The 23,295-nt window shown below is 59.9% G+C and carries 21 protein-coding genes; 1 reads left to right on the forward strand and 20 read right to left on the reverse strand.

Annotated features, from left to right (window positions below; all coding sequences use genetic code 11):
• Nucleotides 1-12 precede the first annotated feature (12 nt).
• From JOE29_RS16195 to JOE29_RS16270, 16 genes are all read right to left on the reverse strand, one after another.
• Complete coding sequence (locus tag JOE29_RS16195) at nucleotides 13-1,059, reverse strand: YCF48-related protein (RefSeq protein WP_198713663.1); 1,047 nt, start codon at nucleotides 1,057-1,059, stop codon at nucleotides 13-15.
• A 233-nt stretch (nucleotides 1,060-1,292) separates the two neighbouring features.
• Nucleotides 1,293-2,648, reverse strand: coding sequence for a DUF1329 domain-containing protein (locus tag JOE29_RS16200; RefSeq protein WP_044311708.1), 1,356 nt, complete (start codon nucleotides 2,646-2,648; stop codon nucleotides 1,293-1,295).
• Between the two features lie 516 nt (nucleotides 2,649-3,164).
• Nucleotides 3,165-4,322 carry a glutathionylspermidine synthase family protein gene (locus JOE29_RS16205; protein WP_004418558.1) on the reverse strand — a complete coding sequence of 386 codons (1,158 nt, stop codon included), beginning with the start codon at nucleotides 4,320-4,322 and terminating at the stop codon, nucleotides 3,165-3,167.
• An 11-nt stretch (nucleotides 4,323-4,333) separates the two neighbouring features.
• Entirely contained in the window at nucleotides 4,334-5,080 is a 747-nt protein-coding gene (locus JOE29_RS16210) for a DUF1190 domain-containing protein (protein WP_016567589.1), read from the reverse strand.
• 27 nt (nucleotides 5,081-5,107) lie between these two features.
• Nucleotides 5,108-5,533: a DUF350 domain-containing protein gene (locus tag JOE29_RS16215; protein ID WP_024693774.1), complete on the reverse strand. Its 426-nt coding sequence runs from the start codon at nucleotides 5,531-5,533 to the stop codon at nucleotides 5,108-5,110.
• A 13-nt stretch (nucleotides 5,534-5,546) separates the two neighbouring features.
• Complete coding sequence (locus JOE29_RS16220) at nucleotides 5,547-6,212, reverse strand: DUF2491 family protein (protein WP_003390781.1); 666 nt, start codon at nucleotides 6,210-6,212, stop codon at nucleotides 5,547-5,549.
• 84 nt (nucleotides 6,213-6,296) lie between these two features.
• Nucleotides 6,297-6,851, reverse strand: coding sequence for a rhomboid family intramembrane serine protease (locus JOE29_RS16225; protein WP_058446895.1), 555 nt, complete (start codon nucleotides 6,849-6,851; stop codon nucleotides 6,297-6,299).
• Nucleotides 6,852-6,881: 30 nt separating this feature from the next.
• The gene (locus tag JOE29_RS16230) at nucleotides 6,882-7,589 is read right to left on the reverse strand and encodes a PspA/IM30 family protein (RefSeq protein WP_016567586.1); all 708 of its coding nucleotides are present in this window, start codon (nucleotides 7,587-7,589) and stop codon (nucleotides 6,882-6,884) included.
• A 26-nt stretch (nucleotides 7,590-7,615) separates the two neighbouring features.
• Nucleotides 7,616-8,269, reverse strand: coding sequence for a YjfI family protein (locus JOE29_RS16235; protein WP_010425651.1), 654 nt, complete (start codon nucleotides 8,267-8,269; stop codon nucleotides 7,616-7,618).
• A gap of 395 nt (nucleotides 8,270-8,664) precedes the next feature.
• The gene (gene pepN, locus JOE29_RS16240) at nucleotides 8,665-11,331 is read right to left on the reverse strand and encodes an aminopeptidase N (protein WP_096113792.1); all 2,667 of its coding nucleotides are present in this window, start codon (nucleotides 11,329-11,331) and stop codon (nucleotides 8,665-8,667) included.
• A 12-nt stretch (nucleotides 11,332-11,343) separates the two neighbouring features.
• Nucleotides 11,344-12,177, reverse strand: a complete 834-nt coding sequence (locus tag JOE29_RS16245; protein WP_024647953.1) for a DUF2797 domain-containing protein — start codon at nucleotides 12,175-12,177, stop codon at nucleotides 11,344-11,346.
• Nucleotides 12,174-12,434 (reverse strand): DUF1315 family protein, encoded by a 261-nt coding sequence (locus JOE29_RS16250; RefSeq protein ID WP_002554502.1) that lies wholly within the window; start codon nucleotides 12,432-12,434, stop codon nucleotides 12,174-12,176. Before JOE29_RS16250 ends, JOE29_RS16245 begins: the two co-directional genes overlap by 4 nt.
• A 28-nt stretch (nucleotides 12,435-12,462) precedes the next feature.
• Complete coding sequence (locus JOE29_RS16255) at nucleotides 12,463-13,335, reverse strand: rhomboid family intramembrane serine protease (protein ID WP_003423162.1); 873 nt, start codon at nucleotides 13,333-13,335, stop codon at nucleotides 12,463-12,465.
• A 2-nt stretch (nucleotides 13,336-13,337) separates the two neighbouring features.
• Nucleotides 13,338-14,303 carry a metallophosphoesterase gene (locus JOE29_RS16260; protein WP_003423161.1) on the reverse strand — a complete coding sequence of 322 codons (966 nt, stop codon included), beginning with the start codon at nucleotides 14,301-14,303 and terminating at the stop codon, nucleotides 13,338-13,340.
• Nucleotides 14,303-15,193 (reverse strand): NAD(+) kinase, encoded by an 891-nt coding sequence (locus tag JOE29_RS16265; protein WP_003409651.1) that lies wholly within the window; start codon nucleotides 15,191-15,193, stop codon nucleotides 14,303-14,305. Before JOE29_RS16265 ends, JOE29_RS16260 begins: the two co-directional genes overlap by 1 nt.
• A gap of 141 nt (nucleotides 15,194-15,334) precedes the next feature.
• Nucleotides 15,335-16,402: a diguanylate cyclase gene (locus JOE29_RS16270; RefSeq protein ID WP_137983028.1), complete on the reverse strand. Its 1,068-nt coding sequence runs from the start codon at nucleotides 16,400-16,402 to the stop codon at nucleotides 15,335-15,337.
• Between the two features lie 371 nt (nucleotides 16,403-16,773).
• On the opposite strand from JOE29_RS16270, the gene JOE29_RS16275 reads away from it, so the two are divergent.
• Entirely contained in the window at nucleotides 16,774-17,718 is a 945-nt protein-coding gene (locus JOE29_RS16275; RefSeq protein WP_024664713.1) for a DUF1853 family protein, read from the forward strand.
• 148 nt (nucleotides 17,719-17,866) lie between these two features.
• Here the strand turns inward: JOE29_RS16275 and JOE29_RS16280 are convergent, their stop codons facing one another.
• From JOE29_RS16280 to JOE29_RS16295, 4 genes are all read right to left on the reverse strand, one after another.
• Entirely contained in the window at nucleotides 17,867-19,147 is a 1,281-nt protein-coding gene (locus JOE29_RS16280; protein WP_003423158.1) for an arsenic transporter, read from the reverse strand.
• Nucleotides 19,147-20,355 (reverse strand): MFS transporter, encoded by a 1,209-nt coding sequence (locus JOE29_RS16285; protein WP_210079701.1) that lies wholly within the window; start codon nucleotides 20,353-20,355, stop codon nucleotides 19,147-19,149. The genes JOE29_RS16280 and JOE29_RS16285 overlap by 1 nt, the downstream gene beginning before the upstream one ends.
• A gap of 492 nt (nucleotides 20,356-20,847) precedes the next feature.
• Entirely contained in the window at nucleotides 20,848-22,185 is a 1,338-nt protein-coding gene (locus tag JOE29_RS16290) for an MFS transporter (protein ID WP_024693849.1), read from the reverse strand.
• Between the two features lie 148 nt (nucleotides 22,186-22,333).
• Nucleotides 22,334-23,278, reverse strand: coding sequence for a pyridoxal-phosphate dependent enzyme (locus JOE29_RS16295; protein WP_210079702.1), 945 nt, complete (start codon nucleotides 23,276-23,278; stop codon nucleotides 22,334-22,336).
• Between the last annotated feature and the right edge of the window lie 17 nt (nucleotides 23,279-23,295).

Raw genomic sequence — 23,295 nt, forward strand, 5'->3', positions numbered from 1 at the left:
CCCTGAAAGGTCTTATTGTTGGGTCGTCTCGGCGCCCGTTGGCGAGGCGATGCGAACACCGCCCTGCCCGACCAGAATCAGATTGCCCTGAGGGTTGCCGGTGACCCCGGCCAACGAGATGCGATCAGGTCGATTGAAGACCGCGAATGTTTCCCCGTCATCGGTGCTGCGCATGACACTGCCGCCATTGCCGACCAGCACCAGCGAGTCATCGGCCAGCAGCGTGGCGCTGGCCAGACCGAACTCGAGCGGCCCGCGCGCGCCCTTCAGTTCGATGGGCTGCCAGCTGTCACCAAAATCGCTGGAGCGAAACAAATTGCCGCGCAGACCATAGGCCAGCAGCGTGGACGGCTGAGCCGTGCCGATCACGCCGAATAACGAGCCTTGATACGGGCCGGCGATTTTCTCCCAGGTCTGTCCCTCGTCGCGGGAGCGAAACATGCTGCCCGCTTCGCCGACAATGAACAGGCCGGCGTCTTTGACCTGAGTGATGCCGTTCAGGTGGTATTGGTCCTCGTTGTCCAACCGGTCGCTGACGTCTTCCCAGTGCAGCCCGCCATCGGCCGTGCTCAGCAGCAGGCCGTAGGCGCCGATGGCCAAGCCGTTGTCGAGGTCCTTGAACCAGACGTCCAGCAGCGGAGCCTCGCGCTTGAGGTCCTCGAACTGCTTGTTCCAGCTCTTGCCCCCATCGCTGCTGGCCAGTACCTGCGCGTCGTGACCGACCGCCCAACCGTGCTGTTCATCCACAAAAAACACGGCCGTCAACAACTGCCGGGTAGGCACGCGGGCCTGACTCCAGGTGCTGCCCTGATCATCGGAAAACAGAATATGCCCATGGTCGCCCACCACGACCAGCCGCGCACCCGCATGGGCGACGTCCAGTAATAACGTGCGAGAGGCTTTGGCCGACTCGATGGCATAAACAGACGTATCGGCAGCGGCGGCAGTGGCTAGCGCCTCGGACCCGGCCATGGCTGGCAGCGCAAACAGGGATGACGCAACGACAGCCAGGGACATGCCCGCGCATAACCGGGTGCGACGATGGAAAGACTCACGCATGGACTTTTCCGCTCTTATTATTATCAGGTGGCTGTTATCGGCTGCGGGGGCCGGACAGTTATTATCGATGCCGACGCCCGCAGCGCTATGGCGTTACCTGTCTGGAAGCTCGGCCATCCTAGGCAGCTTTGCAAATGCCTGACAATCGACATGTCGTTATCTTTTGTTAAGCGCGCGGGATGTGATTGATGAAACATAACGACGGTTGATCGGGCGGATTCACCAGGCGCCGGTCAGCGAATGCTCCTGCGCCGCAAGGCCGCTGGTTTGAAGGCGTTCACGCTGGGTACCGGCTGAGAGAAGTCACTGGTGCCAGGCTCCTGATTGTCGAGGTTCTGTACGTGATAACGCCGCGCCTGCAAGTCATGGAAAACGTCCAGTGCGGACCAGGTCGTCGGCAGTTCGTAATAGTTTTTCAGGTACGCCATAGAGACGCGCCACAACTGCCCTCGGGCATCGTACTGATCGACGATTGCGGCCTGCCAACTGTCCTCGTCCAGGTACAGCGTGCGTCTTGAATAGACATGACGCGCGGTCGGTTTGAGTGTGCCCTCCACCACCCACACACGATGTAATTCATGGCGCGTGTAGGCCGGGTTGAGATGACCCACCTGCAATAATTGCCGATAGGTAATGTCGGGGCTGGAAATCCGGTAGTTGTTGTAGGGAATATAAATCTCGCGTTTGCCCACTAAGGTCCAGTCGTACCGATCCGGCGAGCCATTGAACATGTCGGTGTCGTCGGCCGTGCGCAAGCCCTCAGAGGCCGGAATAGGCATATCGTAAGCCAGACTCGGCGCGCGGCGTACCCGACGTTGCCGCACACTGTAGGCCCACGCCTGCCGCGGCTCCTGAATCTGGTCCAGTGTTTCATGGACCAGCACGGCAGAACCGGCCATGCGCGTCGGGCACTGGATAAACGACAGGTAATAGAACAGCACATTATCCAGACTGGCAAAGCTGCCCGCAGGATCGTAGAAGCGAAACAGCACTTCCTGACGCGAAGTGTTCAGTTTGAAACTGCCGTCGCGCTTTATAGCGACTTCCGAAGTGCGCCGCACCGCATAATGGCCGCGATACCGGACAATGTGATTCCACACGGCCTGAATGCCCTTTTCCGGAAGGGGAAAAGGAATGCCACCGTAGGCGTCGACAAAACCATTGCCGCCGCCGATCAATCGGGCTTTCTGCGCATTGCGGCGGGTGTTGTCGTACACCCATTGCGGTGCCGATCCGGAACGTCGCGTGGGGTATACCGGCATCCGGTAGCTGTCGGGGTAGGTTTCGAACATCGCCACCTGCCCTGGCGTCAGGCGCGTGCGGTAGTGCTGCATATTGGCGTGAGTGATGGTGAACAGGGGCTTGTCAGCGGCATACGGGTCGACATGCCGAGTGCCCGACCCCTTGTATCCGGACGGCGGTCGGGTGATTCCACCCGTCCAGGGCGGAATGGTCCCCGTGGCATTACCTGCCATCTCGCCTCCCAGCGGGGTCAAACGACTCCCGAGTAACGTGGTATCGACTGCCTGGCAGGTGTTGATCGTGAACAGCAGCGCCAGCGCGCTGCCCAGCCGTTGTTTCATGAGCATGTGGGCTCTCCTTGCATGGCCACGTCGGGACGCATGTATGGCGTCCAGGCCGGGATTGGTTCCGTGTAAACGGCAGGTTATGAGGGCGACACGGTTATTGACGCTCGGCCAATAATCGTTTGTTTAACAGGCGAACCGAGTTGCCCACGTATTCTTACCGCGAACAGGTTATCTATCGGGTATACGTCTGTAGGAAACTTCACAGAACAAGAAGAATGGACAACACGTTGTTAAACACCAATAAAACAGGCACCCGTAATAGCCCACAGTAATGCAACGCGAATGCCAACACGCGATAAAGAACAGATCACTACTTATATAAGGTACAGACCTGAACTATCGCGTACCCGCGTTATGACCAGCATTAAAAACAACGACAGCGCCTGTTTGATTGTCAGACACCGCACTCACAAGGCAACTCATTACGGCGACTTATTGGCGGGTATATGAACAGAGGGTAACAACAAGAGTGTTACGTGCTTGAGGCCAGTAACACCGGGTGACGACAGGCAAGGCTCAGTCGATGACAACGTGTGGCAGAAAGCGACTGGTGTCCTTGGTGATCAGGCTGTCGTCTTCACGAATACCGATCCCGGACGCAAGATCGCCGATGACCCAGGAGCCGATCAGCGTGTAGCTGTCGCCGAATCGCGGAAGCGGCGAGTACGCCTGCAGAATGTAGGGCGCATCGGTGTAGGGCCCATCGACCGAGATCACCTGATCGCCGGGCGTGCGCATTTCAATGTTGGCGCCCTCACGGGAAAAGTACGGTTTGCGTACCCAGCCTTTGGGGACCGCTTTGTTCGGGTCCTGGTCGACGTGCGCAGGCAGCAGGTTCGGATGGCCTTCGTTGAACTGCCACAACAACGGCAGAATCCCCTTATTGCTGAGAATCGCCTTCCACGCGGGTTCGACGAACTGGGTGCCAGCGGCTGACACGTGCTGGCCGAACTCCTCGTGAAAGATGTGCTCCCACGCATGCAGCTTGAACAAGCGCTCGATCCAGCGCCCGTCCAGATCGACAAAACGCCCGTCAGCGCCGAGCCCGATGTCTTCGATATCGATATGCCTCGCATCAATGCCGACGTGTGCTGCCATACGCCGCAGGAAATCGGTGGTGCCCCGGTCTTCAATGGAACCGGACATCGCCGAAAAGTAGAAGGGAGTCGTGCCGGGAAACTCGGCAAAGGCCCGAACCAAGTCCTCGGCAATCGAGTTGAACTGGGTGGCATGCGCAGGCAACACGCCGCGTGCCATCTGCTCTTCCAGCCAGAGCAGCTGCACCGCCCCCGCTTCCATCAGACTGGTCGGCGTATCGGCATTGATTTCGTACATCTTTGCCGGGCCCGTACCGTCGTAGGCAAAATCGAAGCGCCCGTACAGATGCGGATGTCCCTCCTTCCACGAGGTCTGGATCAGGTCGAAGAACGCTTCCGGAATCGCCAGTTGATGGAGCAGCGCTTCGCTGTCCACCACTCGCGCCACGGCGTCCATGCACATCTGGTGAAGCTCCTGGGTGGGCGCTTCAAGATCGCGGGTAATCTGCTGTTCGCTGAACAGGTAGTACCCGCGCTCGTCCCAGTAACGCTCGCCGTCGATGGTGTGAAAGTTGAACCCTTCACGTTCGGCGGTCGTGCGCCAGTCCGGACGTTCCTCGATGCTGATCTTTTTCATGCCGCGAACCGTCAGCCTCCGAAACTGCCGCTGCCACTGCTGCTCTTGCCGCCCCAGCCACTGCGTGCCGAAGCCTGGCTGCCGAAGCCGCCGCGCGAGATGGTCGATGACACCGAGGACGAGCCGGAACCCGAGCTGCCCAGGTTGCGCCCCAGGGTGCTCCTGCCGTAGCTGCGATCCGGGCTGGATTGCGCCTGGGTCGAGCGCCCGAAGGTCTTGCCGCGATCGATCTGGCTGGGCAGAGAGGAGCTGTAATAGCCGCCACGGTCATCGCGCGTCTGATAGATGGGCTGCGAGTAATAGCGGTTATTGCCGAAACCGTTGCTGAGCAGATTGCCGATCAGCAAGCCGGCCATCAGCCCGGTGGTGCCACTCATGCCTGCAGGAGCAGACTGGTTGACTTCCTGATTGGCCCGGTCCAGCGCCTCTTTCGGCACTTGCCCGGAAAAGCCCAGTTCGAAGCCGCCGAGCTTGGGCATGTACTTGCCGTCAGAGGTGACCTGGCAATAATCCGGTACGAAGTCCGCGTCGCAGGAGGCCTTGTCATCGTAGGTCGGCGCAATGCGGCGATGATCGGACAGCGCCTGCATGTAGGCATCCGAACAGATATTAACCGGCACCTTGGCATCGGCGCATTCCTGCACCGAACTGAAGTTGGCCTTGGCGTTGACGGTGTCCTTCTGCTCGGACGGACCGCACCCGGCAAGGGCCAGCGGCAGCGCACCGGCAAGTACCAGTTTTACTGAACTACGTCTCATCGTGAGTCTCCTTGTTCAAGGCTGCCGTCAGACCGACGGGGTCATGCAGGCGGCGTTGAGAAGACCGACGCTGATCGCGACGCTGGCCGAATAGATGGCCGCCGCCATTTCGCCCTTGGCGATACGCGTCGACAGGCCCTTGAGCACCAGGCTGGTAACGCCGAACGCCAGCAGTTGCACAACCGCGGCAATCACTGCCCAGACGATCACGTCCAGGATGCTGATGCTGTAGCTGATGATGTTACTGGCCGGCAGCGCGAAACCGATCAGCGAACCACCGAGGGCAACTGCCGCTGCACTGTTATTCTCGCGAATCAGCGCAAATTCCTTGTGTGGCGTGATCCGGCTGTAGATGAACTGGAACAGCGCGAACAGAATCGCCGCCACCAGGATGTACAGGACGAAGCCGAACACAGCAGTGGCATTGAGCGACATACGCAGCGCGTCGATCATGAGGATTTCCTTGTCAAAGAACGTTGATATCAGTGGATTGCAGCGTTATGCCGACCGCCGTGGTGAGCGTGATGCTGCCCTCCTCGTCTTCCTCTACGGAAAACAGCAGAAACTCACGGCGGTTAATCAATCCCGTCTCGCGGGCGTACAGCATGCTCAGGTGCTTGACGCGATAAGTCGCGTCAGGACTGACAATGTCTTCATCGAGTGGCGTCAGCTCGGTCTGGCCGGGTGAAGTGCCCCATTGCCGCTCGAAGACCTCGCCATCGTGCTCGTAGGTCGGCAGGCCGATCTTCGACGACGGGCCGGTCAGGCGCAGCAATTCATCCTTGCTGGTGATCGGCTCGGCGCTGTAGTAGCCGAACAGGATGATGTCCTGCACGTCTTCCGGGTTAGGGCCGTCGCTGACCACTTGCAGAAAGTAGTCCTCGTTATCGAGGTAGAAACGATGCAGCGCCATGGACTGGCCGAGATCGATGTGCCCTACGGACCAGACCTTTTCATCGCCCGGGACGACCACTTCCGAGTGACCGTCGAGCAACAGCTTTAGTGAACTGTCCAGGCACAGCATGCGTCCGGACGCCAGCCCCAGCGGACTCACCGTGCTGACCGGTTGTGTGCTGTCACGGCCTGATGCCTTGGGGGCTTCCAGGCCCATGGCCCGTTTGAACCAACTCATAATCCATTTCCTTGCAGTGACGGGTGACGATATAAAACGCTCTTCAAGCGCAACAGGCGCACTGCCTCCGCGCGTGAGACTGACTCACTTCTGCGCCAGCAATGCCCTGGAGTGCATCAGCCAGGCCACACAAACGCCCGCAAGTGCACCGGCGATATGTGATTCGAACGACACGCCGGCCACCGGAACGAAGCCCAATACCAGCCCGCTGTAAGCAGCCAGCACCAGCAGCGCGATCAGCACGCTGGCGATACTGCGCTGATACCACGCACGCGCCAGCAGATAAGCCCACAAACCAAAAATCAGACCGCTTGCACCGACATGGATATTGCTGCGACCGAAGCTCCAGACCAGCAGCCCGCCCAGCAGGCAGATCAGCCCGGCGACCCATGCGTAACGCCTGACACCCTCGGTCGCGACCAGCCAGCTCAGCACAATGAACGGCAACAGATTGCTGAGCAAGTGCTGAATCGACCCGTGCAGAAAGGGCGCAAACACAATGCCGCGCAACCCGATGAGGCTGCGCGGCATGATACCGAAATGGAGCAGACTATTGCCGGTGATCGAGTTGATTGCCTGTACCGCAATCAACACGGCCGACAGGACGAGGATGACCTTGAGTCGTCGGGAAAACGCCATGCACCACCCTCGCCTGCCTTGTTGCAGCGCTTACTGAGCCGGCGTCTGACTTTTGGCTTTCAGGCGCGCCAATACATCCTGCGCACCGCCGCTTTTGGCACCGATTCCGGCATCCTGCAGACGACGCTCCAGATCGCTGCCGCTGGACTGGCTGGCCAGTTCTTCAGCGGCTTCAAGCTTGGCGTCCTGTTCATCCTGGCGCTGCTTGAGGCGTGCCAGCGAGCCGACTGCGGTTTCCACGGCGCCGCTGGCACCACCGGTTGCAGTTGCCGTTGCCACGCGGGCCTTTTGCACGGTTTCACGGGCCTTGGCCATCTCGACCTGTTGCTTGAGGCTCTTGATTCGCGACTCGGCCTTGATCACCTGATCCTGCAACAAGTTGACCTGCTTGCTGAACTGATCGGCCAGTTCCTGCTCCTGATCACGCAGTGCTTCGATTTCGGCGATCTTGTTCGCGCATTCTACGGCCAGCGCTTCTTCGCCCTTGTTCAGGGCCTGCATGGCGCGACCTTCCCAGTTGGCAATGCTGGTGGCGTGCTCTTCAAGACGCTGTGCCGAGAGTTTGTGCTTGGCCTTGATAGTGATCAGTCCGTCGCGGGCCTTGACCAGCGCGTTCTCGGCGTCACGGATTTCCTGGTCCAGAATGCGGATGGCATTGGCGTCGGCAATCGACTCGCCCACTTCGGAAGCGCCGCCACGAACAGCGGTCACCAGTTTTTTCCAGATACTTGTAGTCATGAATGTTCTCCGCCTGACAGCGCTGTTCAGTAGATGAAATGATCTTCAAAAGCATCGGCCGCACGGATCACGTTGTCCGCGAGGGTGAGGATTTCCTGCACGATTACGGTGAGCGACGAGGCAGCGCTCAGTGCGCCGAACAGGCAGTAGACTTCCTGATCGCCGCCCAGCTTTTCGATGCCGATCGAGGACAGTGGAAACAGGTCGCGACTGCGCAGCACAACGTCGTTGAAGGCCTGCACGTTCTTGATCTTGTTCACTTCGATCAAAGTCGCGTCGGCGAGAATCTGCTCGCCTTCCACGGCGATGTAGATCGGCAGGTCGCCGTAGTCAGCCATGGTCAGCCTGATCCCCGAGGCATCGCCCTCGGTCACGTCGAGCTCGATTTTGCCGTTCGTCACCAGCTCCAGTTCGCTGAGTGCCTTCTGCAGAGAGCTGATGGTCCAGTGGGTATTCTCGGTCATGAAGTCCTCCAGTTTTATTCTGTCGCCCAAAAAGGGCTGTCTTAAGGCTTTTTCGATACCCCGCAGGGCATCGACATTTTCGGGCCGGATCCAGAATTCGCGCTTCACCAGCCCCGCCTCCTTGAGCCGTAGGCGCATTTCACGCATGTAATCGGTGGAACTCTTGGAAACCTTGGCCGGGACCGCTGCGTTATCGCCCTGGGTTTTACGAGGCATTGGCGCTTCCCTCTGTTGCTGGCCGTGGATCACGGTGAGCAACGTAGCAGATGTTTCTGAAGATAGATATGTATCACATGTGAGATTTTAAGGATCGAATTTCTATCGTCGCTAAACAAAACGAGATGAACTCTGAAAACCGCAAGGCTGAAACCTTGATAACTGGATAAACACCAGTCTCTGTGGGAGCGAGCTTGCTCGCGAAGGCGATGGTTGCAACGCCTTTTTTCGTGGACTGTACCGGCACCTTCGCGAGCAAGCTCGCTCCCACGAGATGGTCGTATTGCGATGAACGCTTCGAGCATTGACACGCGAATCAAAAAAGGCGCTATCCACGTCAGCAGATAGCGCCTTCCTTCTGAGCACCCATCACGCACTCAGCATGGCATCAACCCTTATTCAGCCAGGCTTTTGCTCACCACTTCATACACATCCGCCGACAGTTTGCCGGAGGCGAGGATGCGTTCCAGCTCGGCTTTCATCAACGCCTGACGGGCGCTGTCGTATTTGCGCCAGCGGGTCAGTGGTGCCAATTGACGAGAAGCGATCTGCGGGTTCAACGCGTTCAGCTCGATGACCAGGTCCGCCAGGAAGCGATAGCCGGAGCCATCGGCCGCGTGGAAGTTGACCAGGTTCTGCCCGGCGAAGGCACCGATCAAAGCACGCACCTTGTTCGGGTTCCTGATGCTGAAGGCCGGGTGTTTCATCAATTCCTGCACACGCTGCAGGCCGCCCGGCAGAGTGCTCGCGGCCTGGACGCTGAACCACTGATCCATGACCAGTGCATTGCTCTTGAAGTTCTCGGCAAACACGGCGAGCGCCTTGTCACGCTCGGCAGTGAACGGCGAATTCACCAGCACGGCCAGCGCAGCAAGGCGCTCGGTCATGTTGTCGCTGGTGTCGAACTGGTCGATAGTGGCCGCCAGTACCTCCGGCTTGCCGCTGAGCATCAGGTACGACAACGCGATGTTCTGCAGCGCGCGACGGGCAAAGTGAGCGGCTTCGGCAACATAAGGCGTGACCTTCGACACTTCACGGTTGGCCTGATAGCGCGCCAGCAGCCCATCGAACAACCCCTCTGCCAACTGCTGACGGGCAAAATCGCGAGCGGCGTGAATGGCATCGACATCGGCCACTTCGCTGATTTCCGCCAGATAAGCTTCGCCCGGCAACGAGAGCATTTCCGCGACCATCGCCTGATCAAGACCATCGTCCGCCAGCACGCTGCCCAGTGCAGTGATCAGACGCTGATCCATGACCAATGGCTGACCTTGCTGATGCTGGCCGATCAGTTCCTGCAATACCTGAACCGACAACTGCTGACCGGCATCCCAGCGATTGAAACCATCGCTGTCGTGCTGCATCAGGAACATCAACTGATCGCGGTCATACGGGAAGCTCAGCTTGACCGGCGCAGAGAAGCCGCGCAGCAGCGAAGGCAGCGGCTTTTCGCCGACATCGACGAAGGTGAAGGTCTGCTCGGCGTCGATAACCGACAATACCCGCGTGGTGCCGGTCGCCGCCGTTTCGTTCGCCAGACGCAGGGCAATCTCGCTACCCTTGCTATCCAGCAGCCCCAGTTCGACGGGGATCACGAAGGGTTGCTTCTGGTCGCCAGGCTGGCCCGGTGTGGTCGGGCAGCTCTGGCGGAAAGTCAGGCTGTAGGTCTTGGCCGCAGCGTCGTACGACTCGCTGACCGCCAGACGCGGCGTGCCCGCCTGGCTGTACCAGCGCTTGAACTGGGTCAGATCGACGCCATTGGCGTCTTCCATGGCCTTGATGAAGTCGTCGCAGGTCACGGCCTGGCCGTCGTGGCGCGCGAAATACAGATCGCTGCCCTGGCGGAAGCCTTCAGCGCCCAGCAGGGTGTGAAGCATGCCGACCACTTCCGAGCCTTTTTCGTACACGGTCAGAGTGTAGAAGTTGGAGATTTCGATGAAGCTGTCCGGGCGCACGGCGTGCGCCATCGGGCCTGCGTCTTCGGCGAACTGGTGGGTACGCAGGTAGGCAACGTCCTGAATACGCTTGACCGTGGCCGAGTTCATGTCGGCCGAGAAACCGGCGTCGCGGTACACCGTGAAGCCTTCCTTGAGCGACAGCTGGAACCAGTCACGGCAGGTCACGCGGTTGCCCGACCAGTTGTGGAAGTATTCGTGGGCGACGATCGCTTCGACACGCTGGTGTGCCGCGTCGGTCGCCGTCTCGGCACGCGCCAGCACGGCACTGGAGTTGAAGATATTGAGGCCCTTGTTTTCCATCGCGCCCATGTTGAAGTCGTTGACCGCGACAATCATGAAGATGTCCAGGTCGTACTCGCGACCGTAGGTCTCTTCGTCCCAGCGCATGGACTTTTTCAGACTGGTCATGGCGTGCTGGCACTTGTCGACGTTTTCCGGTTCGACGTAGATACGCAGGGTCACGTTCCGCTCATTCATGGTGGTGAACGTGTCTTCGATACACCACAGATCACCGGCCACCAGTGCAAACAGGTAAGCCGGCTTCATGAACGGGTCTTCCCAGGTCGCCCAGTGCCGGCCACCCTCTTCTTCGCCGCTAGCCACCGGGTTGCCGTTGGACAGCAGGATCGGGAAACCCTGCTTGTCAGCGCTGACGGTGGTGGTGAACTTGCTCATCACGTCAGGACGGTCAAGGTAATAGGTGATCTTGCGGAAGCCTTCGGCCTCGCACTGGGTGCAGAACATGCCACTGGATTTGTACAGCCCTTCCAGCGCGGTGTTGGATTCCGGATGGATGCGCACGGTGCTGTCGACCGTAAAGGTGTCAGCCTGTGGGTGCAGGGTCAGGTGGTCGTCGGTCAGTTGATAATCCGCAGCGCTCAGCTCGACATCGCTCAGCTTGACCGAGACCAGTTCCAGATTCTGGCCGTCGAGCACCAACGCTGGCAGGCCTGCGCCACGCTCTGGGTTGCGGCGCATGACCAGCTGCGCGTGGACCAGCGAGTGGTCGTCGAACAGTTCGAAGGTCAGGTTCGTCTCATCAATGAGGTACTCGGGAGCCTGGTAATCCTTCAGGTAGATCATTTTCGGTTGTTCGGTGCGCATGCTGGAATCCTTCTACTGATGCACGGCCAGCTGATAGGCCGTGTACTTGCGGATATTGATCACGCCCGTGTCGAAAATCAGGTATTGGCCCTTGATCCCCAGCAGCGTGCCTTCGGCAATCGGGTTCTTGTCCAGATTGAAGCTGACAATCTTGGTCGGATACGCCTCGACCGGGTAACGAAACTCGACAGGCTCGGCGTCATGTAGCAATTGGATGGCCTGCAGCCCGAATCGTTCTTGCAATCCCTGCAGCCCTGCGCCGCAACTGTCGAACAGCGCCTGGCGAATGGCCTTGAGGTCGACAGGCTGAGCGTCACCCTTGAGCAAGGCACGCCAGTTGGTACGATCGGCCACCTGGCTGCGCAGCAGGTCTTCGACGAAGCCGGACTGCTGACGGGTTGCCACGCGCAGGATCGGCAGGGCCTGGCTTGCGCCCTGGTCAAGCCAGCGGGTCGGCAATTGCGTTGAGCGGGTAATACCGACCTTCACGCCTGAGGAATTGGCCAGGTAAACGATGTGATCGGTCATGCAGAACTGCTCGCCCCACGCCGGATCACGGCAGGTACCCTGATCGTGATGGCATTTCTCCGGGCTCATGATGCACAGGTCGCACTGCGCCAGCTTGAGCATGCACGGGTAGCAGTAACCCTGGCTGTAGCTGGACTTGGTCTTGCGCCCGCAATGACTGCAATGAATGGCGCCGAGAAACTCCAGACGCAGCGTCTTGCCGATCAGCGGGTTGACCGCGATCTCGGTCTCACCGAGGCGAAAAGCGTATTGCACACACGACGTGTCATCCTGACGCGCCGACATTTTGTTGACTGCTCCGCGACCAATTTCGATCAATGAATAGCATCCGATTTGAACAGGATATTGGGCACTGGGGCCGATTTAGAGGCGCATTCCTGCGGCCCCATGTAGCCAGTACGCTGGTCTTCCGGCAGGTTCTGCACTTCCCAGGCGATCAGCGCCTGCAGCGACAGCTCACGCTGCTCCTGAGTGAGCTTGCGACCGTCGGACCATTTGCCGATTTCCACAGCCAGTTTCAGGCTCTCGTAGATATCCGGGGTGATGTTTTCGATCATTTCTATAAAAGACGACATGGCGCACTCCAGAAAATAGCGGGTAATTCTAGGCCTTGCGGCGCGCAATCGCACCACCCAGCAGCCCGGTGACACAACCGATGATCAGCCCGCCGACATGCGCACCGTTGGCGATTTCGCCGAAACCGAGCATGCTCACCAGCCCGGACAGGCACAGCGCCAGCCAGACCAGCATCATGATCAACACGCCGCGCGGCAGGCGATAGACCGGGTTGGGCGCCAGCATCTGGAAAATCCAGCAATGCCCGAGCAAGCCATACAATACGCCGGACAGTCCGCCAAACAGGCTTGGGCCGCTGAACAGGTATTGCACGTAATTTGAAACCGACGAGAACAGCAAGGTCAGCAACAGCAGCGACAGGCTACCCTGACGAATTTCAATCCGCCGCCCCAGCTCCCAGAACCACATGCCGTTCATGGCCAGGTGCAGGATGCCGAAGTGGATCAGCATGGGCGAGATGAGCCGCCACCACTGCCCGGACGCGAGGCTTTCGGACAACGGCAGAAACGTTGCGTACTCGCCATTGATGCGGAAATCCTGAAAGGTCAGCCAGCGGACGGCTTCGAGGTTATCGCCCAGCAGCGTCAGGCCGGCGACCAGCAAGGTGACCAGCAACACCAGGGCCGTCACCGGACTGCTGCGTAACTGCTCGATCAGGCCGGGCGGCTTGTAGGTGGCGCTTCCGGTGTCTTGCGTCAGTTGCACGTGCTCGTCACCTTCGGGGAAGCGCGTGTACAACTCGCGGACTTCTTCGACCAGTCGCGGCGCGTCCGGCACCCACAGGACTTGCTCGCCAGCCTCTTCACTGACCCGGTGAGGGATCTGCAAGCGCAGCAACAGCCTGACAAAACCGCTCAGGTCGGTGGTCAGCGGCAAACGCAGGACAGCTACAGGACTCATTCTCAAACCTCGGGACGCTGCACGTCGACCCAGACGAATTTGTCCGGATCGATTTGTGTTTCCTGGTCCAGCCGATAGGCGACCAGTTTGCCGTAGAGCACGGCGCTGTAATCCAGACAGGCCAGGTTAGGCCGGATAGGCGCAGGGATGCCGCTGCGCCAGTAATGACCGACAAACAGCAGCGGCTCATTGATGCCATACCGCAGCAACGCGTTCTTTTCCGATGTGGACAATGGCGTCTTGGCGACCCCTTCGGGCAAGGCGTCCGGCTGAAAGACCACGTCGCCATAGGTCTGCGGATCATCCTCCCAGAACTTGGTGCGGAAGAATTCGCGGGTCAGGCCATCACCGCCAGTCAAGGTCAGGCCATGCGGCAGGCGCATGTCGGTGCCACGCAGCAAACGATTGAAGACATTACTGGCGAAGCTGCCGGGCACTGCCGACGCCTGGACGAAATGCTGGTCGATACACCCAGTGCCATGCAGGCCACGCAGCGGATCGATCAGCGTCGCATCCCAGCAGGCATGCACGACCCTGAAGCGACCGGCATCGAGGTACAGCGGTAGCTCGTAGAACCAGTTGACGAACTCGCTCCACTCATCCGGATACGGCTCGAACTGTGCCAGGGTTTCGCCGATCAGCCGCGCATGACGCGGGGTGTGCTCGCGCACGAACTGGTGACCGCTTTCGGACAGGGCCGGTGTCACCCAGCCCAGCGCGTTGAACTCATGGTTGCCCATGATGCACAACGCCTGACCAGCCTGAACCATGTCGCGCACGATGTGCAGCGATTCGCGAATACGCGGACCGCGGTCGATGATGTCGCCGAGGAAAATAACGATACGCTCGGGATGACGCCACACGCCAGCCTGCAGACGGTAACCGAGAAGCTCCAGCAAGTGCTCGAGGGTATGGGCACACCCGTGCACGTCACCGATCAGATCATAGCCACGCGCCGGATCGAGCATTAATCGCCCCCGCCGCCGAGCTTGCTGCCCCAGCCGAGCTTGGTACGGCAGACCTCGTAATAGTTGTGATCCAGCGGATGGATCAGACGCAGTTTCTGCGGTTTCTTGCTGACCGTAATGGTGTCACCCGGCGCGCAGGTGAAATGATTCTGACCGTCGCACGACACTTGCGGGTAAATGGTCATGTCCTTGGACACCACGATTTTCAGCTCGCTGTTGCCGTCGACCACGATCGGCCGCCCGGACAGGGTATGCGGGTACATCGGCACGATGACGATGGCGTCGAGCTTGGGGTGCATGATCGGCCCGCCTGCCGACAGCGCGTAGGCCGTCGAACCGGTCGGCGTGGCGACGATCAGGCCGTCGGCCTTCTGACTGCACACGAACTGACCGTCGATGTAGATCTCGAATTCGATCATGCGCGTGGACTTGCCGGGGTGCAGCACCACGTCGTTAAGCGCATCGCCCTGACCGATGGCCTCGCCATGGCGACGCACTTCGGCCTGGAGCAGGAAACGGTTTTCAACCAGGTAATGCCCGTCGAGCACTTCGGCACATTTGACCTCCAGCTCGTCGGGACGGATGTCGGTCAGAAAGCCCAGGCTGCCTCGGTTGATGCCCAGCACCGGAACGTTATGCCGGGCCAGTGCCCGCGCCGCGCCCAGCAGGCTGCCGTCGCCGCCGACCACAATGACCATGTCGCAGACCTCGCCGAGCATCTTGCGCGATGAGGTCTGCAGGCCATGACCGGGCAGGACCTCGGCGATCGTCTCTTCGAGAATGACGTGCAGGTGGCGGTCCAGCAGGAATCTCTTGAGTCGGCGAACGGTCTCGAGCACCTGAACACTGCCCAGGCGACCGATGATGCCGATATTGCGAAATTGCTCCATGAGGCTCCTGCTGCGGGTTCGAGACGACTTTAAAAACGTGATTATGGGCGAAAGGGCCTGATCGCAGCAAACCAGGGTTTAAAAAGGGTTTCGCGGACCTTGCAACAAGGTACGGGCAGCGCGATAAAGTCCGATGCCCGCCTACCGTGTCAGGACGCGGGTTTTATCGCATTCCACACTGATGCCGGCCGCCTGATGGCCGCCTATCTGCGCACCTCGCCAGAATGCCCGATCCTTGCCGCCCCGCTTGGCCTGATACAGATTGATATCGGCGGTCTTGAGCACATCCGAGCTGTCCGCTGCCGCAGGGATGTCGGCCAGTCCGGCACTGCAGGTCAACGGGCTGACAGCGAGGGATTTTCTGATGCACTCCAACAGGTTCAGCACATAATCCCGAGCGTCATCTTCACTGCACATTGGCAGGATCACGCCGAACTCCTCTCCGCCCATGCGTCCGAAGGCGAGACTGCCTACGGTCTTTTGCAGGCAGCCTGCCATAACACGAAGTGCCTGATCACCGGCGTCGTGACCGAATTGATCATTGATCGTTTTGAAGTCATCAATGTCGAGCATCAGAAAATAACCGGCCGAGTTATTCAGCACATGATTGTCCAGTGCCTGCATCAATGCCCGGCGATTCAATATAGCGGTCAGGTCATCGGTCAGCGACAGTTCGCGAAACTGATGTTCCAGACTCAATACCGTACGAAGTGTGCGCGTGTAAGTATGATTCATCACACTGCCCAGACTGACCGACGTGATAAAGAACAGCGTCATGAACACAGTCGCGACACTGTCGGTATCGACCCCCTGAGCGGGAGAGAGAATACACCAGGCGAGTATCGCCACCACCAGATAATCCCGGGTATACACCACTAACAATGTCGAACACAGGATAATCATCACGGCGACCGAGAGTGACCAGTTGATGTCCGCGCCGGTACGCAAATGCCCCGCCCTTGAAAAGCACAGTGCCACAATGATCACGAATGCCATGCCCACGCAGCGCCAGACTCTGAAGTCGACTGCGCGATATTGCCAGGCGCACGCCCCCAGCAGACCAAGGGTCAGCAGTATTTCCGGCAGACCGAATTGCAGATACGGCGTGACCGAAAGAACAACCAGCCAACAAACGATGGCAATACATTGCACGCGCGCAATGGCGGGTGAGAGCAGTTGTTTTATACGGGTCTGCATGTCACCGTTCATAGAAAACTCCAGGCATCCGACTTGCCGAGTCAAATATCCGCCGCCTGAAGACCACCTATAATTAAGCAGCCCAAGCGTCGACCGACTGATTGAGTGACGTTCACCACAAGGTGACCACAATTGAGACAGACCGGCCAATGAACATAATTGAGCAGTGCCTGAATTGTTTGACGCAAACAATATACTGGATATGAATGACCGTTTGCACAAAGAGAAGGCCACTGATAGTTTTCGATAACCTTTCGTTATTCGATGAACATCCTGTCGCACGTCATACGTCATACGTTGTCTTTGAAGCAGAAACACCAGCGCGAATATGCCGCTTGCCAAACATGCTGTCTGTCGGCGGCGACTCACGCTATCCTCGGCGCATGACTCTATTCCCCGGCCTGATCGATCTCCCCCGCCAATTGCGGCATCCCGAAGTGCGCGACCTTGCCTGGGTGATCCTCGCGCCCCCCATGCTTGAAACCGCGCCTTGGCCGCAGCGCCATCCACTGGCGGGCAGCGACTGGGTAAAAGCCCCGCAGCAACTGACGGATTTTCTCCAGCAACTGGACCGCGACAGCCGCCCGCTCGAAGACTGGCTCGCGCAGGCCAGCACACGAAGACTGGGCCGCTATTACGAACGGCTCTGGCAATTCGCCGTGCAGCATGCCCCAGGGGTGGAAATAATCGCCGCCAACCTGCCGATCAGGCTTGGCAACCAGACCCTGGGCGAGCTGGATATGCTGCTCCGTGATGGTGACGGCGTGCACCACGTCGAACTGGCGATCAAGCTCTACCTGGGGCCGCAGGACGGCGATGGCCGCGATCCGGCGCACTGGCTGGGGCCGGGCTGCCAGGATCGGCTGGACCGCAAGCTGACTCATCTGAGCCAGCATCAGTTGCCGATGTCGGCACGTCCGGAAAGCCGTGCGACGCTGGCAGCGCTGGGGGTCGAGGCGTTCAGTGCGCGGTTGTGGCTGGGCGGCTACCTGCTGTATCCGTGGCCAGGCTCATGCCAATCGCCCGCCGGCGTTCATCCGCAGCACCTTAAGGGTCGCTGGCTGCATCAGCGTGACTGGAAGTCGTTTCAGGCGCAAAGCCACCCGGGACGCTGGCAGCCCCTGCCGCGCCATGCCTGGCTGGCGCCGGCACTCTACAACCAGGCCTGGAGCGATCAGCAGTTGCACGAATGGCTGAGTGAACTCGACCCGCTGGCCCCGGCGCAGCTATTGGTGCGCCTCAGGGAGAATGCCGAGGGTCACTGGGAGGAAGCCGAGCGGCTGTTTCTGGTGTCGGACATGTGGCCGAATCTGGCCCAGGGTGTGTAAAAACGTCACGAGCGAAGGCAAGACAAGGCAAAAACAGGCGAAAAAGCGGAGTTTAGGTGTTCTAAATGAGCATTTTTCGCCTGTTTTTAACGCAGTATTGCCAAGCGCAGTAGTTTTTACACAGCCTGGGCCGACACCAGTCATCCGCTCAACTCAACCGCAATGCCAGCGCAGCCAGTGTGACCAGCAGTACAGGCACGGTCAGCACGATACCGACCTTGAAGTAGTAGCCCCAACTGATAGTGATGCCCTTGCGCTGCAGCACGTGCAGCCAAAGCAGCGTGGCCAGGCTGCCGATTGGAGTGATTTTCGGGCCGAGGTCACTGCCGATCACGTTGGCGTAGATCATCGCTTCCTGGATGGCGCCGCTGGCATGACTCGCATCGATGGACAGCAGCCCGATGAGTACCGTGGGCATGTTGTTCATGATCGAAGACAGGAACGCCGTCATCAGGCCGGTGCCCATCGCCGCGCCCCAGATGCCATAGCCCGCGAACCAGTCCAGCAGATTGGCCAGGTAATCGGTCAGCCCGGCGTTACGCAGGCCATAGACCACCAGGTACATGCCCAGCGAAAAGACCACGATGTGCCACGGTGCTTCTTTCATCACCTTGCGCGTCTTGATCGTATGCCCTTTGGCAGCGATGCCCAGCAGCAACACTGCGCACACCGACGAGATCGCACTGATCGGGATACCCAGCGGCTCAAGGGCGAAACAGCCCACCAGCAAAATCACCAGCACCGCCCAACCGGCCAGAAACGTGGCCCGGTCATGGATAACCGTTTCCGGCTTGTCCAGTTGCTCGGGCTCGAACTCGGCGGGAATATCCCGACGGAAGTACCACATCAGCACGGCCAGGGTGGCGGCGACACTGGCCAGATTCACCGGCACCATGACTGCTGCGTAACGGTTGAAACCGATCTTGAAGTAATCCGCCGACACGATGTTCACCAGATTCGAGACCACCAGCGGCAGGCTGGCCGTATCGGCGATGAAACCGGCCGCCATGACGAACGCCAGTGTCGAGGCAGGCGAGAAGCGCAACGCCAGCATCATGGCAATGACGATCGGGGTGAGGATCAGCACGGCACCATCGTTGGCGAACAAGGCGGATACCAGCGCGCCGAACAGCACGAACAGGGCAAACAGACGGCGTCCGTTGCCCTTGCCCCAGCGCGCCACATGCAGCGCTGCCCAGGCAAAGAAACCGGCTTCATCGAGCAGCAGCGTGATGATGATCAGCGAAATAAACGTTGCCGTGGCATTCCAGATGATGCCCCACACCACAGCGATGTCACTGACGTGCACGACGCCTGTCAGCAACGCCAGGATCGCCCCGAGTACGGCGCTCCAGCCTACGCCCAGACCCTTGGGTTGCCAGATGACCAGCGTGATGGTGAACAGGAAAATCAGCGTTGCTATCAGCATTATTTGGTCCGAGGCAGAAGAATCGCGAGGATGCCGAGCAGCGGCAGGTAAGAGCACAGCGTGTAGACGAACAGGATGCCGTGGCCGTCAGCCAGATAGCCGAGCAAGGCAGCGCCAATGCCGCCGAAGCCGAACATCAGGCCGAAAAACAGCCCGGCGATCATGCCCACGTTGCCCGGCACCAGCTCCTGGGCGTAGACCACGATGGCGGAAAAGGCCGAGGCCAGGACAAAGCCGATGATCACACTGAGTACGCTGGTCCAGAACAGATCGGCATAGGGCAGCGCCAGGGTGAACGGCGCAGCGCCAAGAATCGAGAACCAGATCACCGCCTTGCGGCCAATGCGGTCACCGATCGGCCCGCCGAAAAAGGTCCCCGCCGCCACGGCGCCCAGAAACAGGAACAGGTGCAATTGCGAGCTGGCAACCGACAGGTCAAATTTCTCGATCAGGTAGAAGGTGAAATAGCTGGTCAGGCTGGTCATGTAGAAGAACTTGGAAAACACCAGAAACGCCAGCACTGCCAACGAGGCGATCACGCGCTTTCTGGACAGACCATGAGTGGCGGCCTGACCGGCCTTGAGCTTGAACAGGTTGAGGTGCGCGCGATACCAGCGGCTGATTGCGTACAGCAGCCCCAGCGAGAACAATGCAAACAGGCCAATCCAGGCGACATTGCCCTGGCCGAACGGGATGATGATCGCCGCCGCCAGCAACGGCCCGAACGCCGTGCCTGTGTTGCCACCGACCTGAAAGGTCGATTGCGCGAGCCCGTAGCGACCACCGGAGGCCAGTCGCGCGATACGCGAGGCTTCCGGGTGGAACGTCGAAGAGCCGATGCCGATCAACGCGGCGGCCAGCAGGATCAAGGGGAAGCTGCCGACCATCGACATCATCACGATGCCGATCAGCGTGCAGATCGATCCGACGGGCAGTACCAGCGGGTTGGGATGGCGATCAGTGTAATAACCGACCCAGGGCTGCAGCAGCGAGGCTGTGATCTGAAATGTCAGGGTAATCAGGCCGATCTGGGTGAAGCTCAGGTCGTAGCTGGCCTTGAGCATGGGGTAGATCGACGGGAGGATGGCTTGGATCAGGTCGTTGACCAGGTGCGCGAGGGCAACGGCGCCGATGATGCGCATCACCAGCGGGCTGGCTTGAGGGGTGGTCGAGGCCTTCGCCGTCGCGGGCGGAGCACTGGTCGCCATGGTATTTATCCGTAAAAGGGTTCGCGGGTCGCCCGGTACGGATGATTACAAGATGTGTCACGCGTACCGGGGCGCGCCAATGTGCCATTTTTCGGGGCGACTGTGCCACGTTTTGTTGCGTTTTTGCTGACGGGTCGAAAAGTGCTCTGCCGGGCATGGTTCTTTCCTGTTTCTGACTATCGTGCCGATGCTCCGCGCTCAGCGTTACACACACATCTGTTTTTGATTCTGGCCGAAGGCCGTGGGAGCGAACTTGTTCGCGAAAGCGCCGGTACAGTCACCGAAAATACATCGTCTGAACCGACGCCTTCGCGAACAAGCGAAGCGTCGCCCGGTCTGCTCCCATGCTCTGCGGGCAGGAGCCTGAAAGCGCCGTCTTCCCGGCTCTTCAGCACCTAAGTATAAAGATGAGCGTTCCGCGTGGTAATGCAGTTCGTGACGCTCCGCGTCACACAGCGTTCTGCGATGTGAGCGATGTTGTGGCCCTAGTCTTCAGGCAATTGACCCCACCACCGGCTCCTCGCCTGCAACAGGTACATCATGCAGCGAGATTTTCGAGGTTTCCGGCAGGGCCATGCCGCCGGCCATTGCCAGTGCTGCCACGGCGATGAGGTAGAACGCGGGCGACAGGTTGCTGCCGGTCATGCTGATCAGCCAGGTTGCCATCAACGGCGCGGTGCCGCCGAACAGGGTGTAGGCCATGTTGTAGGTGATCGCCGAGGCGGTGTAGCGGGTACGGGTGGGGAAGGTTTCGGACAGCAGTGCAGCCGTTACCACGCCGCATAGCACTGCGCCCACGGCAAGCAGCATGACGCCGATGATCGAGGCGATGAACGAGCCGGAGCTGGCCATCAGGAATGACGGAAACACCACGACCATTAACAGGATGCAGGCCGTTGCCATGGTGGCGCGGCGCCCTACCCGGTCCGAATAGGCACCGGCCAGTGGGCAGAGGGCGGCGGCGAAGGCCAGAGCGATCAACGAGACCAGCAGCGCCGTTGCCCTGCTCAGTCCACCGGCCACTTGCAGGTAGGTCGCGAAATAGGTGGTGAACATGTAGAACGACAACGCCGTTAATGACACGAATGCACCCAGACAGCACATCGCGGCGGCATGATGGCGCAAGGTGTCCTTGAGTGGCGAGTGAGCAACAGCGTGCTCTTGAGCCACCGCCTGAAACGCCGGGGTCTCATCGAGCTTCCAGCGCAGGTACAGCCCGACCAGCCCAAGCGGTGCAGCAATCAGAAACGGCAGACGCCAGCCCCAGTTACCCATGGCCTCAGTCGACAAAAACGACTCCAGCGCATAGGCCACCACTGCCGCGGCAGCGAACGCGGAGAACGTCGAAACCGGAACGAAGCTGCCATACCAGGCACGTTGCGTGCGTGGTGCGTGTTCCATGAGGTAGGCGCAGGCACCGGCATACTCCCCGCCGGCGGAGAAACCCTGCGCACAGCGAATGATGGTCAGCAGCACCGGCGCCATCACACCGATCGCGGCATAGGTCGGTAACAGGCCGATCAGTGTGGTTGCACCGGCCATCAGCAGGATGGTCATCGCCAGGGTTTTCTTGCGCCCGATCCGGTCACCCAGCATGCCGAAGAAAATCCCGCCCAGCGGTCTGAATGCGAAGGCCACGGCGAACACGGCAAAGGTTTTCAACAACGCTGCACTGCTGTCGCCGGTGGGGAAAAACTGCAATGCGATCGTCGTCGCCAGAAAGCCATACACGGCAAAATCGAACCACTCGACGAAGTTGCCGATGGCCGCAGCAACGATGACTTTTTTCAGCGTGGCAGGATCGACTTGCTCTACGGTAGTAGTTGTCATGGCGGGCCTCGGCGTCTTGATCTGGAATGGATCGATTATCGAGACAGCGACCCGGATGCCCCTCTCCAGAAGTGTCATCCACGTAGTCAGGGCCGACGTCTTGTCATCGAACTGCGCAGGATTCATGCCAAAGGCTCTGCCACGTGGCTTACAGGCACATGGCGCGTCGTCCCTGGAGGCCTCCGGTGTGAACGAAGACCAGGCGCGTGCCGGGCGCGAAACGACCGGCCAGCACCTGATCATGCAGGGCCAGCAACGCCTTGCCGGTGTACAGCGGCTCTAGAGGTACACCGCTCTGAGCCTCGCTGTCGGCAATGAAATCGAGCAGCGCCGCGTCGGTTCTGGCGAAACCGCCGCGGCTGGCATCGAGCAGAACACAACCAGGGGGCAGGCACGGATTGCCATCGGCCTGAGCGCCAGACGCCTCATTCAGCACCGCGATAATGTTTGGCGCGACCCCGTGATCCTCGGGCACAGCCATCGCTCCGTACACCGGACGGGCGCCCGCCTCTGCCAACAGCAAGCCGGCCAGCGTGGTGCCGGTGCCTGCAGCCAACCACCATCCGTGGTAATCGTCCCAGCCCAGATGCGCGAGCTGCGCGTCGAGCATTACCCGCAGCCGACCGCACCCCAACGCACCGGCAAGCCCGCCACCGCCTTCGGCAATCGGATAAAGACCGGGATAGCGGGCCTGCCAGGGCGACCAGAAGCCCGCAGCATGCCGCTCACGATAACCGGCGTAACCCAGCCAGTGCAGTTGCATGCCGAAAGCCTGCAGATCGAGCACCGTCGGCGTCTGCTGCGCATGACCGCGCAACAGGCCGACCGTCGGGAAACCGAAGCGCTTGCCTGCTGCGGCAAGAGCATGCAGATGATTGGAGTGCGCACCACCGAGGCTGATCAATCCCTCCGCACCCGCGTCGACAGCCAGGCTCAGGTGCTCGCTGAGTTTGAACCATTTGTTGCCGCTGATCAGGGCGTCGATGAGGTCCAGGCGCAGAATCGCAACCTCGACCCCGGCTTTTTGCAGCCAGGGCAGGTTCAAGCGTTCCAGGGGAGCAGTGGGTTGCCAGCCAAGGGCGTCGAGCATCATGCGCCGCAGTTTACAGC

The organism is Pseudomonas sp. PvP009 (assembly GCF_017832995.1).
GTDB classification, from domain to species: domain Bacteria; phylum Pseudomonadota; class Gammaproteobacteria; order Pseudomonadales; family Pseudomonadaceae; genus Aquipseudomonas; species Aquipseudomonas syringae.

Bases quoted from the DNA above. Each gene is read 5' to 3' on its own strand.
- JOE29_RS16200 (WP_044311708.1), bottom strand. From the start codon at position 2,648: ATGCTCATGAAACAACGGCTGGGCAGCGCGCTGGCGCTGCTGTTCACG.
- JOE29_RS16205 (WP_004418558.1), bottom strand. From the start codon at position 4,322: ATGAAAAAGATCAGCATCGAGGAACGTCCGGACTGGCGCACGACCGCC.
- JOE29_RS16215 (WP_024693774.1), bottom strand. From the start codon at position 5,533: ATGATCGACGCGCTGCGTATGTCGCTCAATGCCACTGCTGTGTTCGGC.
- JOE29_RS16280 (WP_003423158.1), bottom strand. From the start codon at position 19,147: ATGCTGATAGCAACGCTGATTTTCCTGTTCACCATCACGCTGGTCATC.
- JOE29_RS16260 (WP_003423161.1), bottom strand. From the start codon at position 14,303: ATGCTCGATCCGGCGCGTGGCTATGATCTGATCGGTGACGTGCACGGG.
- JOE29_RS16225 (WP_058446895.1), bottom strand. From the start codon at position 6,851: ATGGCGTTTTCCCGACGACTCAAGGTCATCCTCGTCCTGTCGGCCGTG.
- JOE29_RS16270 (WP_137983028.1), bottom strand. From the start codon at position 16,402: ATGAACGGTGACATGCAGACCCGTATAAAACAACTGCTCTCACCCGCC.
- JOE29_RS16265 (WP_003409651.1), bottom strand. From the start codon at position 15,193: ATGGAGCAATTTCGCAATATCGGCATCATCGGTCGCCTGGGCAGTGTT.
- JOE29_RS16290 (WP_024693849.1), bottom strand. From the start codon at position 22,185: ATGACAACTACTACCGTAGAGCAAGTCGATCCTGCCACGCTGAAAAAA.
- JOE29_RS16220 (WP_003390781.1), bottom strand. From the start codon at position 6,212: ATGAGTTGGTTCAAACGGGCCATGGGCCTGGAAGCCCCCAAGGCATCA.
- JOE29_RS16285 (WP_210079701.1), bottom strand. From the start codon at position 20,355: ATGGCGACCAGTGCTCCGCCCGCGACGGCGAAGGCCTCGACCACCCCT.
- JOE29_RS16235 (WP_010425651.1), bottom strand. From the start codon at position 8,269: ATGCCTCGTAAAACCCAGGGCGATAACGCAGCGGTCCCGGCCAAGGTT.
- JOE29_RS16275 (WP_024664713.1), top strand. From the start codon at position 16,774: ATGACTCTATTCCCCGGCCTGATCGATCTCCCCCGCCAATTGCGGCAT.
- JOE29_RS16230 (WP_016567586.1), bottom strand. From the start codon at position 7,589: ATGACTACAAGTATCTGGAAAAAACTGGTGACCGCTGTTCGTGGCGGC.
- pepN (WP_096113792.1), bottom strand. From the start codon at position 11,331: ATGCGCACCGAACAACCGAAAATGATCTACCTGAAGGATTACCAGGCT.
- JOE29_RS16250 (WP_002554502.1), bottom strand. From the start codon at position 12,434: ATGTCGTCTTTTATAGAAATGATCGAAAACATCACCCCGGATATCTAC.
- JOE29_RS16295 (WP_210079702.1), bottom strand. From the start codon at position 23,278: ATGATGCTCGACGCCCTTGGCTGGCAACCCACTGCTCCCCTGGAACGC.
- JOE29_RS16210 (WP_016567589.1), bottom strand. From the start codon at position 5,080: ATGAGACGTAGTTCAGTAAAACTGGTACTTGCCGGTGCGCTGCCGCTG.
- JOE29_RS16195 (WP_198713663.1), bottom strand. From the start codon at position 1,059: ATGCGTGAGTCTTTCCATCGTCGCACCCGGTTATGCGCGGGCATGTCC.
- JOE29_RS16255 (WP_003423162.1), bottom strand. From the start codon at position 13,335: ATGAGTCCTGTAGCTGTCCTGCGTTTGCCGCTGACCACCGACCTGAGC.